The following is a 22,190-nucleotide window of genomic DNA, read 5'->3' on the forward strand; positions in this document are numbered from 1 at the left end:
CTGAAAATTGACAAATAACCATGCAACACTTTCTCAAATCGTCCACAATTGGCGAGTGAGTCGGGTGCTTTTTCAAGTAGAGGGCAATGCATAACATCAAAGAAATGCTGCAGGATATTGTCGATGAGGCCCGCTATGCCAGTCGAATGATTGGTCGTTCAGAGCTGAGTCCCAATGTGCTGGATGCCATAGCAAAGGTACCCCGTGAGCGTTTTGTCGACGTGAATATGCGCCGCCACGCCTTCGACAACAGCCCGCTACCGATCGGTCGCGGGCAGACGATCTCTCAACCCTTTATCGTCGCCTTGATGACTGACCTGGCTAATCCCTCGCCGGGGGATCGTGTGCTGGAGGTCGGTACAGGCTCTGGCTATCAGACAGCGGTGATGTCGCTCCTTGTACGGAAGCTATACAGCATTGAGATCATCCCTGAATTGGCGGATGAGGCAAAGTTACGGTTCGATGAGTTGAATTACCCGAACATCATCAGCCGGATCGGCGATGGTTACTTCGGCTGGCCGGAGGAGGCTCCTTTCGATGTCATTCTGGTAACAGCCGCAGCCACAGAAGTCCCCCCTCACCTGCCGGATCAGTTGGCACCTGGAGGACGCCTGGTGTTACCCGTTGGCGGACGTTTCTACGGGCAGGATCTTCTTCTGCTTGAGAAGGACGAATCCGGAAATGTGACCGAGAAGAGTCTGCTGCCTGTGGCCTTCGTCCCAATGACCGGCGAGCACTAACCAAAGAGAAAAGTCGACGACCCTTTCTGCAGCCTGTAGGCACAGAAACAGCCTGCTCCGGGAAGCGGGCAAAAAATCTGTTCCGGCACTTGCAATGCGTATATATCCACCTGTATTATTCGCGCTCTTAGCAGGCGCGTAGCTCAGTTGGTTAGAGCACCACCTTGACATGGTGGGGGTCGGTGGTTCGAATCCACTCGCGCCTACCAATTAAATCAGTCACTTACGAGAAATCGGGGTGGCTTTTTTATTGCCTGGAGTAACGGCTGGAGTAACGCCGGAATGGCCAGTTACTCTGCCCACCCTGCCCTTTCCATGTAGGTCGCCACATAAGAAAGTCAGCAGTTCCCCAACGCGCGCGGAGAACGTTTTACCAAGTTCTTGGTAAATCAGCAGGAGAAAGGAAGGCGAAAGAGATTCGCATTCGTGCCGAGCGCAAAGCCACCGAGATAAGAATCAGAGCCGAGCGCAAAGCTGGGCAGATGATGTCTGGGATGGGGCGCTCAACTCATGGTCCAGGGAGAGGAAAAAAGACGGGCCACGGTGAACCGCCTTTTATTGAGAAGTCGGAATTTGCCGAAGCCAAAAAAATCCGCCAGCATCTCAGACACCCAAGCAAACTTTGGCAGAAACTAGCCGCCCGGGACTTGGACAGGAAAGATGCCGCGTGTCACCCACTGCTAGCAGGCATCGGGAGCGGCATCCCGGAACAGAATCACCTCAGTGATAGACCAATCTGCTCCGGCCCGGCGGGGATTAGCCGCTTAAACTGCCGCCTCGTGTATTTCAGAGAAACTTCCGGCATGTCTCACGGCAAAGTCTATGTCCATCAAGGCCCGTACACTGACCGTACCGGCTGCAAACCCTGCGCCATAAGGATCGGCCAGGATCTCCAACGATCCCCAAGTACCGACGACCAGATCAGACCAATTGCCAAACAACGCATAACCGGCAGGCACGTTTCCGCTGTAGAGAGACGGAAAACCGTTCATTGAGCCGGTTCCGCGCTCATTGCCAGCAGTCCAGATAAACTGCCCGGTATCAGTCCCCACGTCGGTAGTTTTCAGGGTGGTGGCAATGGCAGGCGCAGCCAGATAGGCAAGATTGCCCATATCGGCGTTAGCGGCTGCCAGATCACCCTCCAGACCCACGATATCGGCAAAACTCGGGGAGCCGCCGTTAGTGTAGGTGGCGGAGCCAATGCCGGTGGTATTGAGTACGCCGGTGGGCTGGTTCGATGCGCCGGAACCATTAATCGCCTTGGCGTCGATCTCTACAGCCAGCATGTCGGCCAAATCCTGACGAACAATGTTCTCGATATCCGGTGAACTCTGGACAAGCATCTTGTGGGAGAAATCAACCAGACCGCCAACAGTTTTTGGACTTAACGAAACCGCATCAAAAGCAGGGGTGGACTCTGTGAGTGAGTCAGAGCCATCGCCAGCAATCCAGTAACCGGTAGAACTGCCGGTTTTACGTGGAATGGATACATCGCCCACCAAACCTTCCAGCATGGTTACGCCCAAACTCAGTACATGTGAACGGTTGCGCAGCACATCGATAAAGGCGCTTTCGAGGTGATCGGTGCCGATCAAGTTGCTGCCGGTGCCGCCTGCGGTGATGTCGCGTTTCATAATGGCGGACAGTGGCACCAAAATGCCATTGGTGCGCTTGCCCTGCCGACGCTGTTCTTCCTGCGACAGTTCCAGCTCAAAGCCGATATCCTCTCTGGACTTGGGATCTGCCATCGCAGCGATCACACGTGAAAGGCTATATTCTCGGCCTCGCATAAAATGAGCATAGCCAACTTCGGGATCTTCAGCGCGGGTAATGCCGCCCTTGGTCTCGATAGCGTCCAAAACAGCAAGGCGGAATTCTTCCAGGCTCCTGCCATTGTCCACAAAATGCCGGGCGAGCGCTTCCTGACCATGAACGGCGGCGAGATTGGTGATCTGAGAGATCCTTGTGCGCTCTGCTTCTACGGTTTGCGCACGAGAACGTCGCTCTGAACGGGAAAGTTTTTCGGTTTTGTCTTCGGTATTCATTTTAGATACTCCAAAATTCTCTGATCGGTACAGCCCCGAATTAGGGTCTGCCGGGGCAGCTACCAAACTTGTTTCGTAGGGAAGCCATCGCGTAACACGGATGGTATCGCCGTCTTCGACGTAGTCCTTCCACTGATAGCCAATTGATAAATTGCGAACGACCCCGGCTTTGATGTCGCTCCATACTTCCTTTGCTCTGGCTGAATTGCCTAAACGGACAGTTCCACGCAGCGCGTGATTTTCAACGCGGATGTTTTCAACCACGCCAACATTCAGCTTGCTGTTATCGTGAGATTCAATCAGGGGAAGCGGTGCGCGTGACAGGTCTACGCTATTTGAAGAACTCAAGTCGAGTACTTCCATATAGCTGCCACGGTCAACCGGGTATTCAGTCGTTAAAACAGCAGGCGCTGAACGGTCTTCATCTTGCGCGCGCTGCCACTCGATATCGAGATTGCGTGAGTGCATTTATGCCCTCCTGTTTAGGTCCAGGCACAAAAGCAAAAGCTGGAGCCTGGACATACGTTTTCACACCATCTTTGATGGCGCAGTTTCAACGTCATTCCAGAAGACTCCGGCCTTATGGCTCCATCTTCCGCCGCCACTGTTGAGACGCCTACTTTCAACAACGCAACAGGCAAGCGCGTAGCAATTGAACCCGGTGTTAAAAGTGTCTATACAGTCGGTAGACAAAATTTGTTGATATTTAGAATACAGCATTGATCATTCAAGACTGGGTAAAAATGAAAATTAAAACGCTTATTTCAAACGCTGCGCGCCATGGAGAGCGAAGCGAGGGCGCGTAGTCCCCGGAAGGCGTAGGCGCGGGCGTATGGCCGGAGTGGCGGAAGAACGAAGTTCTGCAGCCAGCGGAGGCCATATGCAAGCGCATCCGACACGCCGTCTAGCCATTTGAGGTAGTGCTGCGTAGCCAGCGCCGAGCGAAGCAATGGTGTGGCGAAGCGGCACGGACGCAGGGCGGCCGGGGCACAATAGGCTGTCGTGACAAGCGAGGGCGAAAGGGGGACTGGGATGTCCCGTTTCGCATCCTGAGCGTCGCGACACACTTGCGCCTTTCCACATCCGATGATAGTCCACTTCCTGCCAGCTCGGTGAGTGCCTCATATACAGCTTTTCGGATAATTAATTCGACATGCGTTACTCGATCTTCCGCAACAACCAACGGCGCGACTTTACTGGGAAGTGATAAAAGTTGTGCGCGGACAGACGTAACCAAGGCATGCCATCGCTGCAAGACGGAATCAGATGAGATTAGCTCACCACTCGACTGATCCACCTTCAATTGCGCACAATTCGCCCGATGAAAAGTTAACCGCGCTCTTTGCTCTATGAGGTCATATGATTCATTAACTGAACGCAGCTTTTCAAGCTCATAAAGGATGGGGAAGGCAGCAGTCGTTTCGAATTGATAACCGCTCCCTTTTCTGCCTTTTGACGCCAGGCCAGCCTCGGAAAGCCGCTTTGAAACAGTGCGGCGTGAAAAGCCCGTTAATAACGATAATTCATTAATTGACGCATATGGCATGAAACGGAAACTCCATAAAAAAACCTATACCTAGTCATATTTTGCAATGCGAAGTTACCCTCAGACAAGGGTCACCACAGTACCTTAACGCGCCGCAAGAGTTGAACGCCTTACCTACTATTAGAAACTGAATATCTCTGCTCTAGGAGTCTATTCTTCCACCTTGCGCAGCATTCAATTAACACTCACGCCCTTGAAGTCACGCTCGGTTTTTCTGAACTGTGCCTCAATCATGTGTCGTGGGAATACTTGGTGTGCGAGAGGTGCCACAAGGTTAAACCCGGCAATAATCCGCTCAAACGGCAAACCGTCTACCAGATAAGCCTGAATGGCAGCCTGGGCAAGCGTGAACGCCTCAATGATTGCAGCCGCTTCCTGCTCGGTGAATTTGTCTGGGTCAACTTCTGCTTTGGCAAACAGGTAGCCAGCTAAGTCGAGTGGTTTAACTGTGAGTAGTTTGTCTGATGTTTCTTTATCCATTTTGTTTCCTCTGAGTTTCGTTTCATTGCACCCGAACGAGGAAGCACAAGAAGGGGACAATGATCTTTTAATGATTGTGTTCATTTGGTGACACTTTTTGTTCTGGGGTGAACATCAAAGGCTGTTTGTTGTTCACGCGGTAAACATCAAGGCTTCTTGATTTTTGCAATATATCCGTAACTCCACTTCTGTTTGCCTGTTGAATGCTTGGGTTTTGGTCTGCGATATCGTTCAAGCCATCCGCATTCGATTGCCGCCTCCAGCGCATTGCTTAATGCTGTTCGGCTTACGTGAAGATCAATCGCAAGCGTCTCCATTGCCGGGTAGCAGTTCCGGCCGTTTTCATCCATGTAGTCGATCGATAAGGCAAGGATAATGAATCGCCGATACGCGCTTAACGTGGCGTCACGTGTTATTGCTTTTTGCCAGCGTGTCTTAAATGACAGATTTGATTCGTAAGCTGATATCTTTGCAGCAATGGCGTGGATTTCTTCGTCAGGTAATGGCGGGACACACCGGATCAGGTTTTCTTCCAGCAGTGCAGTTTCTATCTGCCTTGCAGACTTGCTTCCCTTTAACGCCGCCCCGATCTTGAATAGTGTCTCGTTGCGCTCTCCTTCAGGGATGTTTTCTACTGTTTCCCGCTTTATAGCTACCTGGGTTAACAGGTCAAGCATCCATGAAGGCATGTCCGCAATATCAGAATCATTTCGCCACTCGTAGTGCTTCTTCGTCTCTGGATGCACAGATGGTGGTGCGGCAACAAAACCGCCGTCCGACTTCACATCAATACCAGCACCCAGTTTGCCTTTGAGTTTCCCCCCTGGGTATTTGAAGAATAAGTGATAGCCTCCACCGCCTGTAATTGATTGCAAGGTGTCAGGCAGTGATCCATATTTGGCAATCAGGTCTGAAAAGGTCGCGTCTCCGCCATTGCGCGGATCTATGTCGATAACGACAATACCAGACTGCTTGCCGGTTTGTATCCCGATATTCGGCCGTCTTAATTCTACTTTGTCAGATTAGATCTATAAGTAACTCACTGAATAATATAAAATATATGCTGTGAATTTCTTGGCAATCATCGTAAGGAAGAGCATCAAATGACAAGCACCAAGGTCATTTGAATTACCTGATACGCGCATAAGTAGAATCGATCGCATAGCGGAGCGATTCCAACGTTTCCAGTACCGCTTTGAATCCCATTTTCGAAGCAAGACGAGGTCGGTGTTTCAACCGGTCACACACTATCTCAAAGGCCTGATGCAAGCGCAGAGAAAGAACATGGAACGCATGGAAGAGGTGGTTGCAGGCGCAGATGATCAGCGTCTCCAGCATATGCTCACCGAGTCCCCGTGGGATCATCGTGCGGTGTTAGACCAAGTGGCGCTGGAAGCCGATCAATGGCTGGGTGGAACCGCGGATACCTGTCTGTTGCTCGATGAGAGTGGCCTTGCCAAGAAGGGTAAACATTCAGTGGGGGTTAAACGCCAATGGAATGGCCGCCAGGGCAAGGTGGATAACTGCCAGGTTGGTGTATTCGCAGCACTGGGTAAAGGGCACTTGTCCACGCTGATAGATGAACGTCTCTATCTACCCAAAGAGTGGGTATCGAACCCGGCTCGCTGTCGCAAGGCGGGTATCCCGGAAGTTGAACGGAAACATCAAAGCAAGTCAGAGTTGGCGCTGGAGATGGTGCGTCATCAGAGGACGCTTGGCCTGCGTTTTGCCTGGGTGGGTGCAGATGGGGGATACGGGAAGGATCCGGCTTTTCTGAGGGGTTTGGAGGCGATGGGTGAAACCTTTGTGGTGGACATCCACAAAGACCAACAGGTCTACCTGGAAGATCCACAGCCGTTCATACCGGAGAGCACGACAACGCGCGGTCGTCGTCGAAGTCGTCTGCAAGCCCAGGCAGCCCGTCTGCGCGTTGACCAGTGGCTCAATGAGCAACGGGACAGCGAGTGGCAGCAAGTGGTATTACGGGATAGCAGCAAGGGCAAACTGCGCGTCGAGATCCTGCATCATCGGGTTTGGCTTTGGGATGGAAAAGAAGCCCAGGCACATCAATGGCACCTGATTGTACGACGAGAGGTCAATTCACCGGAGACGATTAAATACACCTTGTCGAATGCACCGGAAGAAACGCCATCCCATTGTCTTGCAAAGATGCAGGCGCAGCGGTTCTGGGTTGAGCGTTCGTTCCAGGATGGTAAGAGTGAATCAGGTCTTGCTGATTATCAGGCCCGTAAATGGAAATCCTGGCATCACCATATGGCCTTGGTCATGATGGCGATGTTATTCATGCTCGAAGAGCGAATTGTGCAAAAAGATGATCACCCCTTACTCAGTTGTTCAGACATCGAATCGCTATTGCGTGCCTTCCTGCCACGGCGAGATATTGAACGCGATGAAATACTACGGCAAATGACGAAACGGCATCGTAAACGACAAGCGGCTATCGACTCCCAATATCGAAAACAGACGCTGGAACAGTCGGTTGCCGGGTGATGGAATCTGACAAAGTAGAACTAGAAGGCTGCGGATTCTCGTGTATGCCTTCAGCAGTGGTATTGAGTCCATTTTTTCGAAGTATTTCTCGGGCAGCGAGAGTAAAACGAGCAATATGATAACCGGGGCCATGGGAGAAACTCTTCTTCCAGAACTCAAACAGATCCTTCTTTTCCTGGGTGTCTAGCGCAAGCATTATTAAATCCCCCTAGAAACCTCATCAGACCATTTTTGTAAGGCTTCCCGCCTCTCGTCCAGATAGGTGCTGGTGGCATAGGTCTGGACGATCTTGCCCAGCGAATGATTGAGACAGGACTCACTGATGTGCAAAGGCACTTCCAGCCTATCGAGATGGGAGCGTAGGGTTCGCCGTAGGTCATGTGGAGAGAACTTCTCAATCGGAAGGATGGGAGAGCCGTCAGATGCTTTCAGTTCAAACAAACGCCGGACGGCCCGGCCGATTGCTTTATCGGTGAGCGGCCCATCCTTCTTTCCAGGCATCACATACTGATTGATTGAGTAATACTCCAACTTCCTGAACTGCTCAATGGCCAATGGAGAGAGAGGCACCTGCCAAGGCTTGGCGCTGGTCATCTGTTTTGGATTCACTTTTTGATTTGAAACGGGAATCGTCCAAACACTTTTTTTCAGGTCAACGTCTGGCCACTTGGCAAGCCGCAACTCCTGCGACCGTACGCCGGTCAGCAGCAATACCTTCACGCCATATCGTATTGCGGGAGAAAGTTTGGGAGCGGCATCGAGAGCAACCCAAAGAGCCGGTATCTCCACCATCTTGGCCAATGGGTTGCCGTGGGGATCTGTGTCCAGTGCCCGGCTTTTCTGCCCGGATCTGATAGCGTAATCGTCAGCACTCATCGCATAGGCTGGACTTCTCTCAATGAAGCCCCTGCCCTCCCCCCATCTGAACATCTGCTTGAGGACGGCCAGCACCTTGCCAGCGTGGGTGTTGGCCCCTCTGGCAACTACGGTATCGATAACGCCGCCGAGCATCTGCAAGGTGACAGAGCGCAGCCGCTTTGAGCCGACAACAGGATAGATATCGTGGTCGAGTATCTGCCGGACAGCATCGGGCCGTTTGCGAACCGCGACTATGCGCTTTTCATAGAATACCTCGCCCAACTCTCTAACCGTTTTAGGGGCATCCCCGTCGATGGCCTGAAGAGGTTGCACCCCATCCATCAATTTCACTTTGCGCTCTCGAACTTCCTTCCGGGCATTGGCCAGGCTGACACTTGGATATTGGCCGATGGTGTGGCATTTGGTGGTGTTGCCACTTCTGTAGTACCAAACAAAGGTTCTGGTGCCAGATGGGGAGACCCGGAGACGCAAGCCCCGTTGGTCTTTGTCGGCCAATTCATACCGCTTATCGGTAGATTTTAGTTTTACTCGTTGCAAAAAGGCATCGGTGAAACCGTTACTGGGTGTCTTTGGTATACTGTTGGTAGCCATATCAGCACCTCGTTTGCCGGTCTGGTTAGAAACCCCAAGGCCGGTGGGCGGCACTTGGGGTTTTGTCGTTCTGGAGTAACAAATATCAATTTCTGGAGTAACAGACACCCCGTATCGGTATGTTATGGCATGTTATAGAGTAACGCAAGTGATGGGGGTCGTTATTGCGTTTAGGCCATGAAAACAAAGGGATTCATGTTGTTATTTGTTATGGAATGGAGAGGTGTATGTGTAGGTTGACATGGTGGGGGTCGGTGGTTCGAATCCACTCGCGCCTACCAAATAAAATCAAGGGGTTACCGAAATCGGTAGCCCCTTTTTTTATCCCTGCAATCCGCTGCACTCCGCATTCAGCCAGATCCCCGTGAAGCCCCACAAATAAAACCACAATGCCAGGATTTTCGGGCACCGGCCCGGAAACTCATGATTATTTCTCAAGTTACTGACCAACAGGCCGACACCGACCATAAGCATTCATTTCCTGGAGGATGAATAATGTTCAGTGTGGCGCTCAATCAACTTGATCAATTCAGGCATTTCCAGCCAAATTTCGGTGATTTCAGTCTGGCACCAAAAACACCACCCCAAGTCGATGTGGTGAAAGGCAATTCTGACCCATCCGATGCATTCACCCGGGTGCAGCAGGTGCTCGATCAAAGACTCTCGGGAATACTTGGCTCTCCAAGTCAGGTCGTGCCGGTTGATCGTTCCAATAATACATTCGATGCAGAAACTGTTGCCAACAATGTACTGGGATTTGTACAAAACCGATTAAAACAGGCTGAAGCCGAAGGCGCTAGTCCGGATCAGTTGGAATCCCTGCTAAAGCAGGCAAAATCCGGTATCAAGCAAGGTCTGGAGGATGCAAGGGATGCCCTGGATGGAATGGGACTGCTCAATGATTCCGTGAAATCAGGAATCAAAACGGTCAAGAAACTGATTATGCAAGGTCTGGAGCAGGATATAAAAGCACCAACGTCAACAGATGGCATTCAAACGATTGAAGCATCGATGGGTTTTCGACAAGTCGAGAAATCTGCATTTGAGTTACAAATCCAAACCCAGGATGGCGATGTAGTGACTTTGAAGTTTCGGCAGAGTCAACGAGAACAGAGTGCTGTTTCCTTCCATCAGTCGGATGAAAACACAGCCATCAGCGCAAGTTATTCATCGAGCTTTAACAGTCGCCTCTCTTTTTCTGTTGAAGGCGATCTGGACAATGATGAGTTAACAGCCATCACGGATCTCACCAATGCACTTCAGGGGGTGAGCGAGTCATTTTTTGATGGTGATATCCAGGCCGCTTTCGAACAGGGTATGAACCTGGGATACAACACAGATGAAATTGTCGGTTTTTCAATGGAAATGAGTCATAGTCTCACCAGCGTGGCAACCACAAAGTACCATGAAGTCAGCAAGCTGGATAACTCAGAGCACCCTCAACTATCCGGGTTGGATCGTATAGATAATCTGCTGGATCAACTGTCAGGTGTCTTGGGACAGGCCAAAGAAATAATGGAGGATGCTGATCGTTCGACGAAAGATCTGTTGCAGGGGTTATTGTCCCATCATCCCGACTCGGAGGGTTTTACTGAGCTCCTGAATAAGAATGGAGATGAAGAACTGGAAGATGTAGCAGTGACTCTGGTGGAAAATGCAGGACTACGGGAGGAGGATTGATGATTGAAATGTTATTGCCTCGCTGTACCTTCGAAAGTTTGGTCTGACCATTTAATAACTTGGTTTGAGATCCCTCCCAGCGGTCGAGATGACAGTGACTCATATTAATTGATGTATCACCATATTCGGAATCGATCTAGCGTGAATGTTCTTTTTGAGTTAGATTTTCAGTGAGGCCACACAAAATGCAGCATCAGTGGCAGGAAGAAATCAAACAATGAGGGAACCTGATGCCGCTACCGCTGGACACACTGCTTTTCTGGGCCGGTCTGGGCCTGTTGATCGTTGGCCTGTTCATCTTCGTCACAGGAAAAACCGCCTCTGAGGACGAAAAGAGCCAGAGCAACCGCTTTGAGGCCTTCGGCATCAAGATTGATGTCAATAACCCCTCTCTGATTCTGATCATCCTGGGGGTGGTGATGATGCTGGCACCCAGGATACTGCCGCAACAAACAGCGGACCTGGCCCCACCTGGAACTACAGCCAGTTCAATCCCGCCACCCTCCTCCACGCAGGTTTTACCTAAACAGGAGAGTTTCCCTGCCAAACCCGAAATCACCCAGCAGGAGAGCGCCATTCCGCCCGTTCAGCCAATAAAGAAAAATTCTCCAAAACTGAAGCCTGAGCCTGTAGCCACCCCGACTGCCTCAGCCACACAACCCATAGCTCCCCCGGTGCCGCAGGCGACAACCCAACAGATATCCAAGCCACCGGCAAAAGTCATCGAGAAGCAGATATCCAAACCCCCGGTAAAAATCACCAAGAAACAGATCCTTAAACCTGCACCTGTGCTCACTCAACCGCAACCACCGGAACCACTCGCCAAGACTGCCGAGACACTGGTTTTGGCCCCGAGCACAGTCAGTAAACCCATCCAAGCACCGGCCAAACCCAGCCTGACAGTACTGGTGCAGGCCGATGCCGACAGGCGGGTGGGCATAGATAAATCAGCCATTGATTTCGGCAGGCAGGTCTCGGCAGAATTGATCAACATTGCCGAGGATATTTTTGGCAATGAAGCAGAGATCAAGCAGCAAGAGGTAAAAACGCTCCGCCAAATACTGAAAAAAACGGATCAACCCTACCTGGCACTCTGTCGACAGGTTGGAGCCGAACGGCTCCTGCTGGCAGACCTGGAGATCCCATTCGCCTTGTCCGATATTGATTCAGCCTACTGGCCGGATCTTCGGCTCAATCTGGTTGACTGCGACACAGGCCGTAAGAAAAAGAAAATCAAAAACCACCTCAACCCGACTGTTCGGGATCGCTTTCCCTTCCAACAGGCCATCAAGGAAGTCGCTGCAAACTTCCTTGATGATTATCGTCATCTGGTCGTGAAGTAATGTATTAAAAACCAACCGCCGGAATCGTCCATTCCCTGGAAGTCATAGAAAGATAGTCGGACATTATGCAAAAAAAGCAAAACCAAGGATAACCAGCCCCATAAAAAGCAGCATCCCGGAAGACTGTTTCCAGAGCGCATAATTCAAGTTTTGAGCATTTGTATTGGCCATGAGAAAAGAGAGCAGACTGGTAAAAAGCAACACACCACCAGAGACATAGCCAATAATCACCATATATTCGGCCTTGATCCGAGATGAGCCGGCTACACCACTACCGATGGTCTCAAACTTATTGGCAAACGCAGGCTCAAACAGCAGAAAAGCCGCCAACATCAGTAGAATAAGCTGGGTGGATCGAAAAAAGCTGGGGTTCATCATTTATCCTGCATAATCTGGCATAAGCGCCTGCTCTAATGAATATAGCGACCGCTACCCTCCATTTCTGAAGCCGATAATTGCAATGGGATCAGCACCATTCCTGCACCATGCCCGGTTACCGTAAACACCCGCTATTCGATCAAATCGACTGCCGAGTCCGTCAGAAACCGAGATGATGATTTCCAATGGCTGCCTCGGGTATAATTCTGCCCCTCGTGACCATTGCGCCAGGCTAACCATGAACTTCATCGAAACACGCGGCAACGACGGCCAACACCCGGCAGAGGTGAGCTTTTCTGCTGCCATCCTCAGCCCCATGTCCTCTTTTGGCGGGATCTACGTCCCGGAGACGTTACCTCAACTGAGCATTCCATTTCTGGAAAAACACCTCGATGCCGACTATAAGACTTTGGCTCGGGCTGTTTTGGGGGCCTTTGAGATCGATATCGATCCGGCGGTCATCGACAAGGCGCTAGCGACCTATGACGATTTTGACGATAGTAATAACCCCGTTCCGGTAATCAAGGTCGGGGATAGACTCTTCGTCAGCGAGCTTTACCACGGGCCGACCCGCGCTTTTAAAGATATGGCGCTACAACCCTTCGGCGTAGTGCTTTCCGATCTGGCGCAGAAGCGCGGAGAGCACTATCTGATCCTGGCGGCCACCAGTGGCGACACAGGTCCCGCCGCCCTGGAGACCTTCAAGAACAAGCCCAACGTCAAGGTTGCCTGCCTCTATCCCGACGGCGGCACCTCAGATGTCCAGCGACTGCAGATGGTCACCGAGAATGCGCCCAATCTTAAGGTCATCGGCATCAAGGGAGATTTCGACGATGCCCAGAATGCGCTGAAACTACTGCTTGGTTCGACCAGCTTCAGGGACAAGTTGCAGGAGAAAAATACCCTGCTCTCGGCCGCCAACTCGGTGAATTTCGGCCGTATCATCTTCCAGGTGATCTACCACATCCACAGCTACCTGGAACTGGTCAGGCAGGACGCCGTTGCGCTGGGAGACAAAGTCTATCTTGACGTGCCCAGCGGCAATTTCGGCAATGCGTTGGGGGGCTACTACGCCATGAAGATGGGGCTGCCGGTGGAGAAGATCCTCATCGCCTCAAACAGCAACAATGTCCTGACCCAGCTCATCAATAACGGCAAATACGATCTGCGGGATCGTTCAGTGGTCGCCACCACCTCCCCGGCAATGGATATTCTGAAGTCCTCTAACATCGAGCGGATACTTTTTGATCTCTTCGGAGCGGAACGCACCAAAGCCCTGATGCAGCAACTGGACAACGAGAAACACTACGAACTCACTACGGAAGAACTCGCCCGCCTGCAGGAAATCTTCGCGGCGGATCATTGCGACGATACCGAGGGAAAAAATTACATCCAGGCTGCTTTCCAGGATGGCTACCTGATGGATCCGCACACGGCAACCTGTTTCAAGACCCATGAGACCAGCGAGACAGAGCCGCTGGCAACCATCGTCTACTCAACTGCGGAGTGGACCAAGTTCTCCCCCACCATCGCCAATGCCCTGACAGGTGAAGTCGACGCCCACGACCTCGATGCACTCAAATCCATTGCCAAGGAGGCCAACACGGCGATTCCGGCACCCATCGAAGCGCTTTTCGGCAAAGAAATCACACAGAAGACTGTGATTGAAAAAGAGGATATCGAGCAGGAAGTGCTTTCGTTCCTTTAAAAAATTGTAGGAGCGGCGCCCCGCCGCGATTTATCCATCTACGGAGTCATCGCGGCGAGGCGCCGCTCCTGCAACATCTAGGCCTCAGTGGGTTCGGGGTGCGCCAGGTCGCCGGTGGAGGCCTCCACCGAACCTGCATCAGGATCATTGTAAACCGCAAAATCCAGTGCCCCTTCGCCCTTGGCGATGATGCATGAAACAGTACAGTCACCGGTCACATTGACCGCGGTACGCATCATATCCAGTAGCCTGTCGATCCCGATGATCAGGGCGATGCCCTCCACCGGCAAACCCACCTGATTGAGCACCATGGTCAGCATGACGAGTCCCACGCCGGGTACCGCTGCCGTACCAATTGAGGCAAGGGTCGCGGTCATCACCACCATCAGATAGTCACCAATACCCAGATCGATACCATACACGTTGGCGATAAATACTGTCGCCACCCCCTGCATCATCGCAGTACCATCCATGTTAATTGTAGCGCCCAGTGGGACAGTGAAAGAGGCTACAGAATTGTCGACCCCCATGCGCTTCTCCACGGTACGCATGGTCACTGGAATCGTTGCACCGGAAGAGGCGGTGGAAAAGGCAAACGTGGCGGGATCACGCATCTTGCGCAACAGGTGCAGCGGGTTGAGCCCGGAGAAGGTGCGCAGCAGCACCGGGTAGGTGCCCAGCGCATGGATCGAAAGCGCTGCGGTCAACGTCAGAAAATAGGCCCCCAGCGGCAGAATCAGATCAATACCCTGGGTCGCAAAGGTACGGGCAAGCAAGGCAAACACACCATAGGGTGCCAGCTTCATGATGACCTCTACCATCTTCATGATAACGACATCCAGGTCATTGAAGAGGCGCAATACGTGTTTTCCCCGCTCGCCGGCCAGGGTAATGGCGATACCGAACAGGATGGCAAAGACGATGATCTGCAGCATGTTGCCCGTCGCCATCGCCTCAATGGGGTTGGAGGGCACCAGATTGATGAACACATCCGTCAGAGGGGGAGCCTCTTTGCCGGTAAACTCAACCGCCTTGTCGGCCACATCAAAACCCTCCCCCGGGCCAACAGCCACTGCCAGCGAAAGGGCGATGGTGATCGCCGCCGCCGTGGTAAAGAGATAGAACGCAATCGCCTTGACGCTCATACGTCCCAAGGTCGACATATCGCTCAGAGATGTCACGCCCCCAACCAGCGATACAAACACCAGCGGCACCACCATCATCTTGAGGGAAGCCACGAAGATTTTACCCACCACAAGCAAAAAACCATCTATCAGATAGGTCTGCAGCAGCCCCTCCTCACTGACAAACAGGTTCAACAAGACGCCTAAGACAGCACCTCCCAGCATGGCTATCAAAATCTTCATGGTCAGGGAGGTTTGATTTGTTTCGCTCATGGTTTCTTATATTTCAATCAGTCGTTTTAGATGGAAAGAGAAAACAGCGGCAGTCCCGCATGTCGGATATTTAGGGAACCTCTGATCAATTGCCATTTCGAACGTAGTGAGAAATCTCATACCTCGAAACCTATTATGCACCCTGTAGTTTGAGATCTCTCCCTACGGTCGAGATGACAATGATCCAGTTAATCAGAGGCTCCTCAGCCAATAGATTCCAAGCGTGTACTCATTGCCTCAAAAGTGACGGGGGAATCACAATATAGGATTACCGATCTTTCATCCAATAAGTCACATAGACGATGAGCAGCATGAATATCAAAACAAGAAAAAAATCGAGCATGTCCAGGCCCTCTCTTCCGGATGAGGCTATTCTAGCCCACATCACCGTCTTGTGCCGAACCATGAACAACGACAGGACTTCAGGATGAACAGCTAAGTGCGGTAATTGTCACAACCCCCTATTATTGAGACTATTAAGCCTTGAGACTTGAATTCTTCCAAGGTGTGTCACTATGCAGTACGGCCCCAGAGAGATCGTAACCCCCTTCAGACCTATTCCCCTGGACGTTCCCGAGGGGATGAAACCCAACGAATTTTTCAACAGCACGGAAAATCTCAACGATCTGATGCACAATAATGGTCTGTTGATGAATCCGGAGAACCTGCTGCTCTACCGCAAGGCACTGGGGCACAGCAACGAGTTCGATACATCGATCATCTACAACACCTCCAAATGCATTCTCAATCCGCTAGGGCGCCCGGTACGCCGCACCCAGGTGCCAGATGACGTGAAGCATGTCTGGAACCGGATGAACCAGATCATCATTGAATATATGCTGGAGCAGTACCCCGACCCGGAGGATGCACTGATCCTGGCGGGAGAGGCGAGTCTCGATGCCACCTGGCCCCTCACCTCCCCCGGCGTCCCCAGCATCCGCATGCTGCACAATCACTTCATCGTCTTCGACAAGACCCAGCTGCGAAACGCTGAGCTGGCCGACCCCAACAACCCGAATCTCACAGATGGCGGTCAGCACAGTCTCTTCGAGTCCTATATGCACGACGTCTACCGGGAGTTCTTCAAAAATCTCGACATGAAGATCCTGAAGCTCGTCGATGACGACTCATCCCGGATAGAATTGACCGGCTATCCTCAAGGACTTCCGAGTTGGAAAATCGATGGGGGTGCCGCAGCACTGGGTGATGTACGGTTCTGGCGCGAATACGATGTTATCCTCAAAGGCTTTATCGACTTCTATCGCACCTTTTTTACCCAGGTGTCCACTCGCAATGCACCGATACCGAAGGATGCCCATTTCCCGGATCAGATAGAACACACACTGCTCTTCAACAATGATTTTCTGGCCACTGCAAAGAAAGTCAGGGATCACTGCATCACCGATGCGAAATATGCCAATGCCATTCGCTGGCAGCCAGCATTCAAACAGTTGATCTACCGAAACGATGCCGGACAACTGATCGTCACCATCAGTCAGAACTCGATCGGCAATGCCATCACTGAATTGCTGGGGGTGGTCGTCAAACGTGCACCGGATGCTGCAGTCTATGAGGAGAAAGAGCCAAAACTGATAGAGAGGTTACTCGAAGTACGCCGGCGCCTCATCGAGGCCGATCTGGGAGACGGTATCGAAACAAAATACTGGCCTAAAGAATGACACTATTTAAGCGACTGCAACATCTACTGAAAGAGCGCCAATCCAACCGAATCAGGGAAAGAGCCGATGCAGAACGAGTCGCCAGGGCAATAGAGTCCGTCGTTGAGGGAACCAACCCAAAGTTGCGCGGTGTAAGCAGCTATCTGAAGCAGCTGCAAAATCCCGTCCATGACCTGCTCGGCAGGATAGACGATCTGGTATCGCCCCTGCCCCAAGCTATCACTGTCAACCAGCGCAGTTTTAACGAAAACGACCTGATCAACGCCCTGTTCTCAAACAGTGAGCAGGTCCAGCAACTCTTCAGCCAAAACCGTGCCCTGCACCATTATTTCAATGCAAAGGATAACCTTGGCCGCACCGATGCTTTCACCCTGGTTTTTGTGGCCTGCAAAGAGAAAACCATCCTTGGAACAGAGAGACGGGGGGAGATGCTACTGAGAGATGTACAGCAAACTGCCGTGGTCTTTTCCGATCATCAGCTTTTGGCGCCTGAGCCGACCGAAGAGGCTGTTCGCACCACATTGAAGTGGACACTGCTCGAAAACATCACAAAGTACGTCAAAGAGCAGATATCCCACCTGAAGCATGCTTTAAGTGAAGAGGAGAAGCAGGCCGCCGCACTGAACCCGGAACAGAATCCAAATAATCCGGAAGTCTATCTCAAGGCCCTGATCGAACAGTTGCAGCACCCTGATGAACTCATACGGATGCACACCACATCCCTACGCATCAGCCGAATGGGCATAAAACTGCCCCTCGACTCAACCTCAGAAGCAAACCAGGTCACGCTGTTCGAGACCGCGATTGGCTCAGGCCAACCCAAAGCTGTTGTTATCGTCCATTTTATACGTGATGAAATGGGGTAAACCGGGCACACTACCCTGCCGGATAGACCTGCTCCAACCGCTGATAGAGCGCTTCGCTGAATGAGGCACTGTCCGGATCCAGCTCTGAGAGGATTTCGGCAAGATATTCGTTATCCTCCCGCCCATTCCAGATTTTTATGTAACTACCCTCTTTATAACCGTGATCCTGACGAAAAAAATTGAGCACATTCTTGCCCACGTAGGTCTTGAATAGATGATCGAAATTCATCTCCCCTAATCCCATCATGGCCGCGAACAGGGTGATGTCAGCAGACTGGGTACGGATCGTCTCCTGTGCCATCTGTTCAATCGATTCACGAAAATCATCGCCCCCTGCCGGTCGGGAAAGCCCAGCGAGTGCTGCCTCCATCGCATCCTCCATCGAATCATGCCGTATCAGCAGATCGCTCAAGGCAAAGTGCCAGATATCCACAATCTCCAGATGCACCTGCTCCATATCCGGCTTCTGATGCTTCCACCACTTCCAGCCATAATGGTCCAACATCTCAGCACATTCGGTCCAGATCGCTCGATACCAGGGATAACCCGCCGATCGCCAATCGCTGTTGACCTTGGTATTCATGGCATCCTGCAGTTCAAGCATGGTGAGAATTTTCTGTTTCATCGTGTGGTAATTTTCCTGGTAGTACGGGCAGATGAGTATTGTTCACGAAATCAATAGCTGATTCCCGGCACTATCATAAGTTTTCATTTGGGGAAATTGAACCCGATAGAGAGGGTTTCCTCCCAAAAGAGGCTTGATACTCGGCAGTATGACTGCACAGGACCTGCAATTCGAACCTGTCCCGAAGAACCCCGCAAAAACGCAGTCTAGCAAGAAACTGACAGACCCTTGTTTGTTGAAGGGTTTCTTTTCTGCGCATGGTATATGCTGAGATAACATGTAGGATGTGGTGACGACTGCATGGATGCAAGAGGTAGAGCAACGCATGGAGCAGTTGCCGAGTAAAACGAACCGCATCAATCGTGAAAGATGCGTAGTGCTACGCTCAGCACATCCTGCAATTCCATGTTTTCCGCACTTTCGTGGGGTAGCTGAATAGTTACGTTAAAGGTTAAGAATAATGAAACTAAACCTGCTGTCTTCCAATCTGAAGCCAATGCTGTTCTACATGTTAGCCTTGATGTGCAGTGCATTCCCGGCCTACTCAGCAGCCGATGGCACGCCTCCTTCAGTCAAGGAAATCCTGGACTCACAGGCAGAAGCGGAAACATCCGGCAAGCAGGCGAATTCACCGGATATCCCTCATGATAAGTTCAACCGAGGCTCGCCACAGGGCACCGTCAAAGGCATAGCCGCGGCCTTCGACAACTATAACTTTGAGTTGGCCACTCAATTTATGGATTTTCGCAACCTCCCTGCGGGCATTGTGGACGACCATCAGGAGCTGGCGCGGAAGCTGCAAATCATTGCCAACCGAACCATCTGGGTGGATATGGAACGGATCAGTAATAATCCCAAGGGGGATCTAGACGACGAGCTGCCAAAATACCGCGAGTATATTGCCACGCTGGACACCCCCGATGGACAGATCCCCATCCTGTTGCAAAAGATACCACGTGAAAAAGGGGTCTATGTCTGGAAAGTCTCCAACAAGACCGTTGCCCAAATACCGAGGCTCTACAAATACTACGGGCATGGAAAGGTTGGAGACTGGTTTTCCAGGCAACTTCCCTCTTTCCATTTTCTCAACATGCATCTTTGGCAATGGGTCATGTTGTTGATCATCGTCACCATCGCCTACTTCACCGCCTGGGGGATAACTGCCGGACTGAATCTCGTATTTTGGCGCACGGACTCCCCTATCCATACAAGGCGAAGACATTTTGTTGCGCGGCCTGGTCGTTTCCTCCTGATGGTCCTGATTGTTCGCTCACTTTTTGATTACATCCATCCATCGCTGCAGGCACGGGCAATCTATGATGCCGGCACTCTTATGATTATTGCAGTCGCCTGGATCACAGCAGGCGTGATTGGTCTGGCTTTTGGGCACCTCGGCGATCGTATGCAGGCAAGCGGCAGTAACAACGCCTCTTTATTGCTGCGGCCTGCCACAACTGCTGTCAAGGTCACTGTCTTTCTCTTTGCTGTAATCATCTGGCTCGACAATATGGGTTTCGAGGTCACTACCCTGGTAGCCGGATTGGGTGTCGGCAGTATCGCCGTCGCACTGGCCTCCAAACGCTCGCTCGAAAACCTGATCGGTGCTATCACCCTTTATACCGCACAACCGGTAAAAGTCGGCAACTTCTGTAAATTTGGGACCACTGTGGGCACCATCGAAGAAGTCGGACTGCGATCCACCAAGATACGTACCTTGACGTGGTCCAATGGACAGGTACACCCCAGTTAAGCATCATTGACTTAACTGAGGTAGAAAAATGAAAGAACGAAAGAAATATTCGAAGGAATTCAAGCTAGACGCGGTCAGTCTGGTTCTTGAGCAGGAATATACTCGAAGGGAAGCAGCAAACAGTCTGGGCATCAATGCCCAAATGCTGGGGCGCTGGGTGAAAGAACATCAGGCAGAAGATGGGCAGGCATTTCGAGGCAATGGCAAGTTGAGTTCTGAACAGGAAGAAATCAGGAAGCTCAAGGCTCAGGTTAAACGCCTTGAGATGGAGAAAGAAATCTTAAAAAAAGCAACGGTATTCTTTGCAGCAGAAACGAAGTGAAATATTCGTTCATCACCCAGCATAAGAATGCCTATCCAATCAGCTTGCAATGTCAGGTTTTGGGTGTGAGTCGTAATGGTTACTACCAGTATCAAAGGGGCTTGGGTAACAGGCCAGACCGAATACATCAGGAGATGCTGGAGTGGGTTGAGGATATCGCCAAGAGTTCAGACTACACTTATGGCAGTCGCAGAATGAAAAAAGCCTTGAATGTCCTGGGCTATCCGGTGAGTCGGAATAAGGCAAGGAAGTTAATGCGTGAAGCCAATGTACAGGCGCGTCAGCGCAGGAAATATAAGGTTACGACAAACAGTAACCACCAGCAGTCGGTTTTTAACAACCTGCTCAAGCGAGAGTTTGCTGTGGCCCAGCCCGATCATGTCTATGCGGCGGACGTGACTTATGTATGGACCCAGGAAGGCTGGTTATACCTGGCGGTAGTGATAGACCTGTATTCACGTAAAGTGGTCGGCTGGAGCATGAGTTCCCGGATGAAGGCAAAGCTGGTCTGTGATGCATTGCAAATGGCGATCTGGCGACGTCGACCGAAGGGCGGATTGATTCACCACTCAGATCGTGGTTCTCAATATGCCAGCAAGGCTTTTCGGCGGTTACTCAAAGCCCATGATATCAATGGCAGTATGAGCAGGAAGGGTGACTGCTGGGATAATGCTGTAGTGGAAAGCTTCTTTGGCAGCCTCAAGCAGGAACGGGTGCATTGGAGAAGCTACCAGACACGTTACGAAGCCCAGCAGGACATATTGGAATATATTTCCATGTTTTATAATAGTACGCGGCTGCATTCATACCTGGATTATATGAGTCCGAATGATTTTGAGCAGCAAATGATGGCGCAGAAAAAAGCGGCTTAACTGGGTGTAACAAAATCCTTGACCACGTCACCTTAACCCGCACGATCGTCACCATACCTAATGCGATTTTTGTTGATATGGAGCTGGAAAATTTCAGTGAAATTGACCAACGCCCCTTCCACCGTAGAATCCACCTGCGCCTCGATACCACACCGGATCAGTTGCGATATATCCTGATAGAACTGCAGCAGATGCTCTATTCCCATCAGGGGCTTGATGCCGAATCAGCTTCCGCCCGTCTAATGGAGATTGGGGAGTACGCCATCGACATTGAGGTACGCGTCAATACCATTGCAACGGAACGTGCAGAGTTCCTGAAGATCGCTGAAGATATCCAACTACGGATGCTTGATATCGTCAAGCAAGCGGGGGCTGATCTGACCACACCCAACCAGTCCCTGCTCGTAGAGACAGAACCGGATTCCAGTTCACAACGGCAAACAGAGGCAGAAAAAACAGTTTCTCGTTGGCGGGATGCCAATGAACTCAATCTGCCCGAATTTCCCGATGAAGTTCGCGAAAAACTGCGGGATAGCCTGGACTATCCACCAAAAGAATCAGCAGTTTTCAAGGAATCCAGGAAAGGTGCCTGATATGAGAAAACCGAGCCCGTCATTATTTAAAACACGATAATGGGATAGGGAGCTCTCTATCTAAAACTATTGCTTTAAGCATATTGAACACGTCTGTAATCCGTCGCCTGATGGTGAGGAATTTTTGGATCCCATATACGGGAACTCTAAAGTCAAAATGCTACTCGCTCTGCATATAGCATTTT

Annotated in this window: 17 protein-coding genes and 1 tRNA gene; 11 read left to right on the forward strand and 7 right to left on the reverse strand. The window is 51.2% G+C overall.

From position 1 onward, the window contains the following. Window positions 1-104: 104 nt before the first annotated feature. A complete protein-coding gene (locus tag HPY30_00125; protein ID QYZ67841.1) occupies window positions 105-740 on the forward strand; it encodes a protein-L-isoaspartate(D-aspartate) O-methyltransferase in 636 nt (211 codons plus the stop codon). Between the two features lie 132 nt (window positions 741-872). Then, window positions 873-949, forward strand: a tRNA-Val gene (locus HPY30_00130). A gap of 555 nt (window positions 950-1,504) precedes the next feature. On the opposite strand, the gene HPY30_00135 is transcribed toward HPY30_00130, so the two are convergent. The 3 genes from HPY30_00135 to HPY30_00145 form a co-directional block, all read right to left on the reverse strand. Next, window positions 1,505-3,253 (reverse strand): phage major capsid protein, encoded by a 1,749-nt coding sequence (locus tag HPY30_00135; protein ID QYZ64535.1) that lies wholly within the window; start codon window positions 3,251-3,253, stop codon window positions 1,505-1,507. 1,252 nt (window positions 3,254-4,505) lie between these two features. Beyond that, window positions 4,506-4,811, reverse strand: a complete 306-nt coding sequence (locus HPY30_00140; GenBank protein ID QYZ64536.1) for a hypothetical protein — start codon at window positions 4,809-4,811, stop codon at window positions 4,506-4,508. Window positions 4,812-4,957: 146 nt separating this feature from the next. Further along, window positions 4,958-5,803, reverse strand: coding sequence for a hypothetical protein (locus tag HPY30_00145; GenBank protein ID QYZ67842.1), 846 nt, complete (start codon window positions 5,801-5,803; stop codon window positions 4,958-4,960). Window positions 5,804-6,074: 271 nt separating this feature from the next. On the opposite strand from HPY30_00145, the gene HPY30_00150 reads away from it, so the two are divergent. Beyond that, on the forward strand, window positions 6,075-7,322 hold the full coding sequence (locus tag HPY30_00150; GenBank protein QYZ64537.1) for an IS701 family transposase: 1,248 nt from the start codon (window positions 6,075-6,077) through the stop codon (window positions 7,320-7,322). A gap of 198 nt (window positions 7,323-7,520) precedes the next feature. Here the strand turns inward: HPY30_00150 and HPY30_00155 are convergent, their stop codons facing one another. Continuing rightward, complete coding sequence (locus HPY30_00155; protein QYZ64538.1) at window positions 7,521-8,792, reverse strand: tyrosine-type recombinase/integrase; 1,272 nt, start codon at window positions 8,790-8,792, stop codon at window positions 7,521-7,523. Between the two features lie 495 nt (window positions 8,793-9,287). Between HPY30_00155 and HPY30_00160 the strand changes: the two genes are divergently transcribed. Together HPY30_00160 and HPY30_00165 are read left to right on the forward strand one after the other, a co-directional pair. Beyond that, a complete protein-coding gene (locus HPY30_00160) occupies window positions 9,288-10,472 on the forward strand; it encodes a DUF5610 domain-containing protein (protein QYZ64539.1) in 1,185 nt (394 codons plus the stop codon). 230 nt (window positions 10,473-10,702) lie between these two features. After that, entirely contained in the window at window positions 10,703-11,815 is a 1,113-nt protein-coding gene (locus tag HPY30_00165; protein QYZ64540.1) for a hypothetical protein, read from the forward strand. 63 nt (window positions 11,816-11,878) lie between these two features. Here HPY30_00165 and HPY30_00170 read toward each other — a convergent pair whose 3' ends face one another. Then, window positions 11,879-12,193, reverse strand: coding sequence for a hypothetical protein (locus HPY30_00170; protein ID QYZ64541.1), 315 nt, complete (start codon window positions 12,191-12,193; stop codon window positions 11,879-11,881). Between the two features lie 238 nt (window positions 12,194-12,431). Between HPY30_00170 and HPY30_00175 the strand changes: the two genes are divergently transcribed. Continuing rightward, entirely contained in the window at window positions 12,432-13,901 is a 1,470-nt protein-coding gene (locus HPY30_00175; GenBank protein ID QYZ64542.1) for a threonine synthase, read from the forward strand. A gap of 77 nt (window positions 13,902-13,978) precedes the next feature. Here HPY30_00175 and HPY30_00180 read toward each other — a convergent pair whose 3' ends face one another. Then, the gene (locus HPY30_00180) at window positions 13,979-15,298 is read right to left on the reverse strand and encodes a dicarboxylate/amino acid:cation symporter (protein ID QYZ64543.1); all 1,320 of its coding nucleotides are present in this window, start codon (window positions 15,296-15,298) and stop codon (window positions 13,979-13,981) included. 515 nt (window positions 15,299-15,813) lie between these two features. On the opposite strand from HPY30_00180, the gene HPY30_00185 reads away from it, so the two are divergent. Both HPY30_00185 and HPY30_00190 read left to right on the forward strand, forming a co-directional pair. Then, a complete protein-coding gene (locus HPY30_00185) occupies window positions 15,814-16,977 on the forward strand; it encodes a hypothetical protein (GenBank protein QYZ64544.1) in 1,164 nt (387 codons plus the stop codon). Then, the gene (locus HPY30_00190) at window positions 16,974-17,843 is read left to right on the forward strand and encodes a hypothetical protein (GenBank protein ID QYZ64545.1); all 870 of its coding nucleotides are present in this window, start codon (window positions 16,974-16,976) and stop codon (window positions 17,841-17,843) included. The genes HPY30_00185 and HPY30_00190 overlap by 4 nt, the downstream gene beginning before the upstream one ends. Window positions 17,844-17,853: 10 nt before the next feature. On the opposite strand, the gene HPY30_00195 is transcribed toward HPY30_00190, so the two are convergent. Next, on the reverse strand, window positions 17,854-18,468 hold the full coding sequence (locus HPY30_00195) for a dUTP diphosphatase (GenBank protein QYZ64546.1): 615 nt from the start codon (window positions 18,466-18,468) through the stop codon (window positions 17,854-17,856). A gap of 460 nt (window positions 18,469-18,928) precedes the next feature. Between HPY30_00195 and HPY30_00200 the strand changes: the two genes are divergently transcribed. The 3 genes from HPY30_00200 to HPY30_00210 all read left to right on the forward strand — a co-directional run bounded on the left by HPY30_00200 (window position 18,929) and on the right by HPY30_00210 (window position 22,005). Beyond that, window positions 18,929-20,218 carry a mechanosensitive ion channel gene (locus tag HPY30_00200; GenBank protein QYZ64547.1) on the forward strand — a complete coding sequence of 430 codons (1,290 nt, stop codon included), beginning with the start codon at window positions 18,929-18,931 and terminating at the stop codon, window positions 20,216-20,218. Between the two features lie 28 nt (window positions 20,219-20,246). After that, window positions 20,247-21,412, forward strand: a protein-coding gene (locus HPY30_00205; protein QYZ64548.1) for an IS3 family transposase whose coding sequence is annotated in 2 segments (ribosomal slippage) — window positions 20,247-20,508 and window positions 20,508-21,412 — 1,167 coding nt in all. Because the reading frame shifts where the segments join, the coding sequence is not laid out codon by codon here. Between the two features lie 14 nt (window positions 21,413-21,426). Further along, window positions 21,427-22,005, forward strand: a complete 579-nt coding sequence (locus HPY30_00210) for a mechanosensitive ion channel (GenBank protein ID QYZ67843.1) — start codon at window positions 21,427-21,429, stop codon at window positions 22,003-22,005. The last annotated feature ends 185 nt before the right edge of the window (window positions 22,006-22,190 follow it).

The organism is Gammaproteobacteria bacterium (ex Lamellibrachia satsuma), assembly GCA_019623805.1.
Lineage (GTDB): Bacteria > Pseudomonadota > Gammaproteobacteria > Chromatiales > Chromatiaceae > QGON01.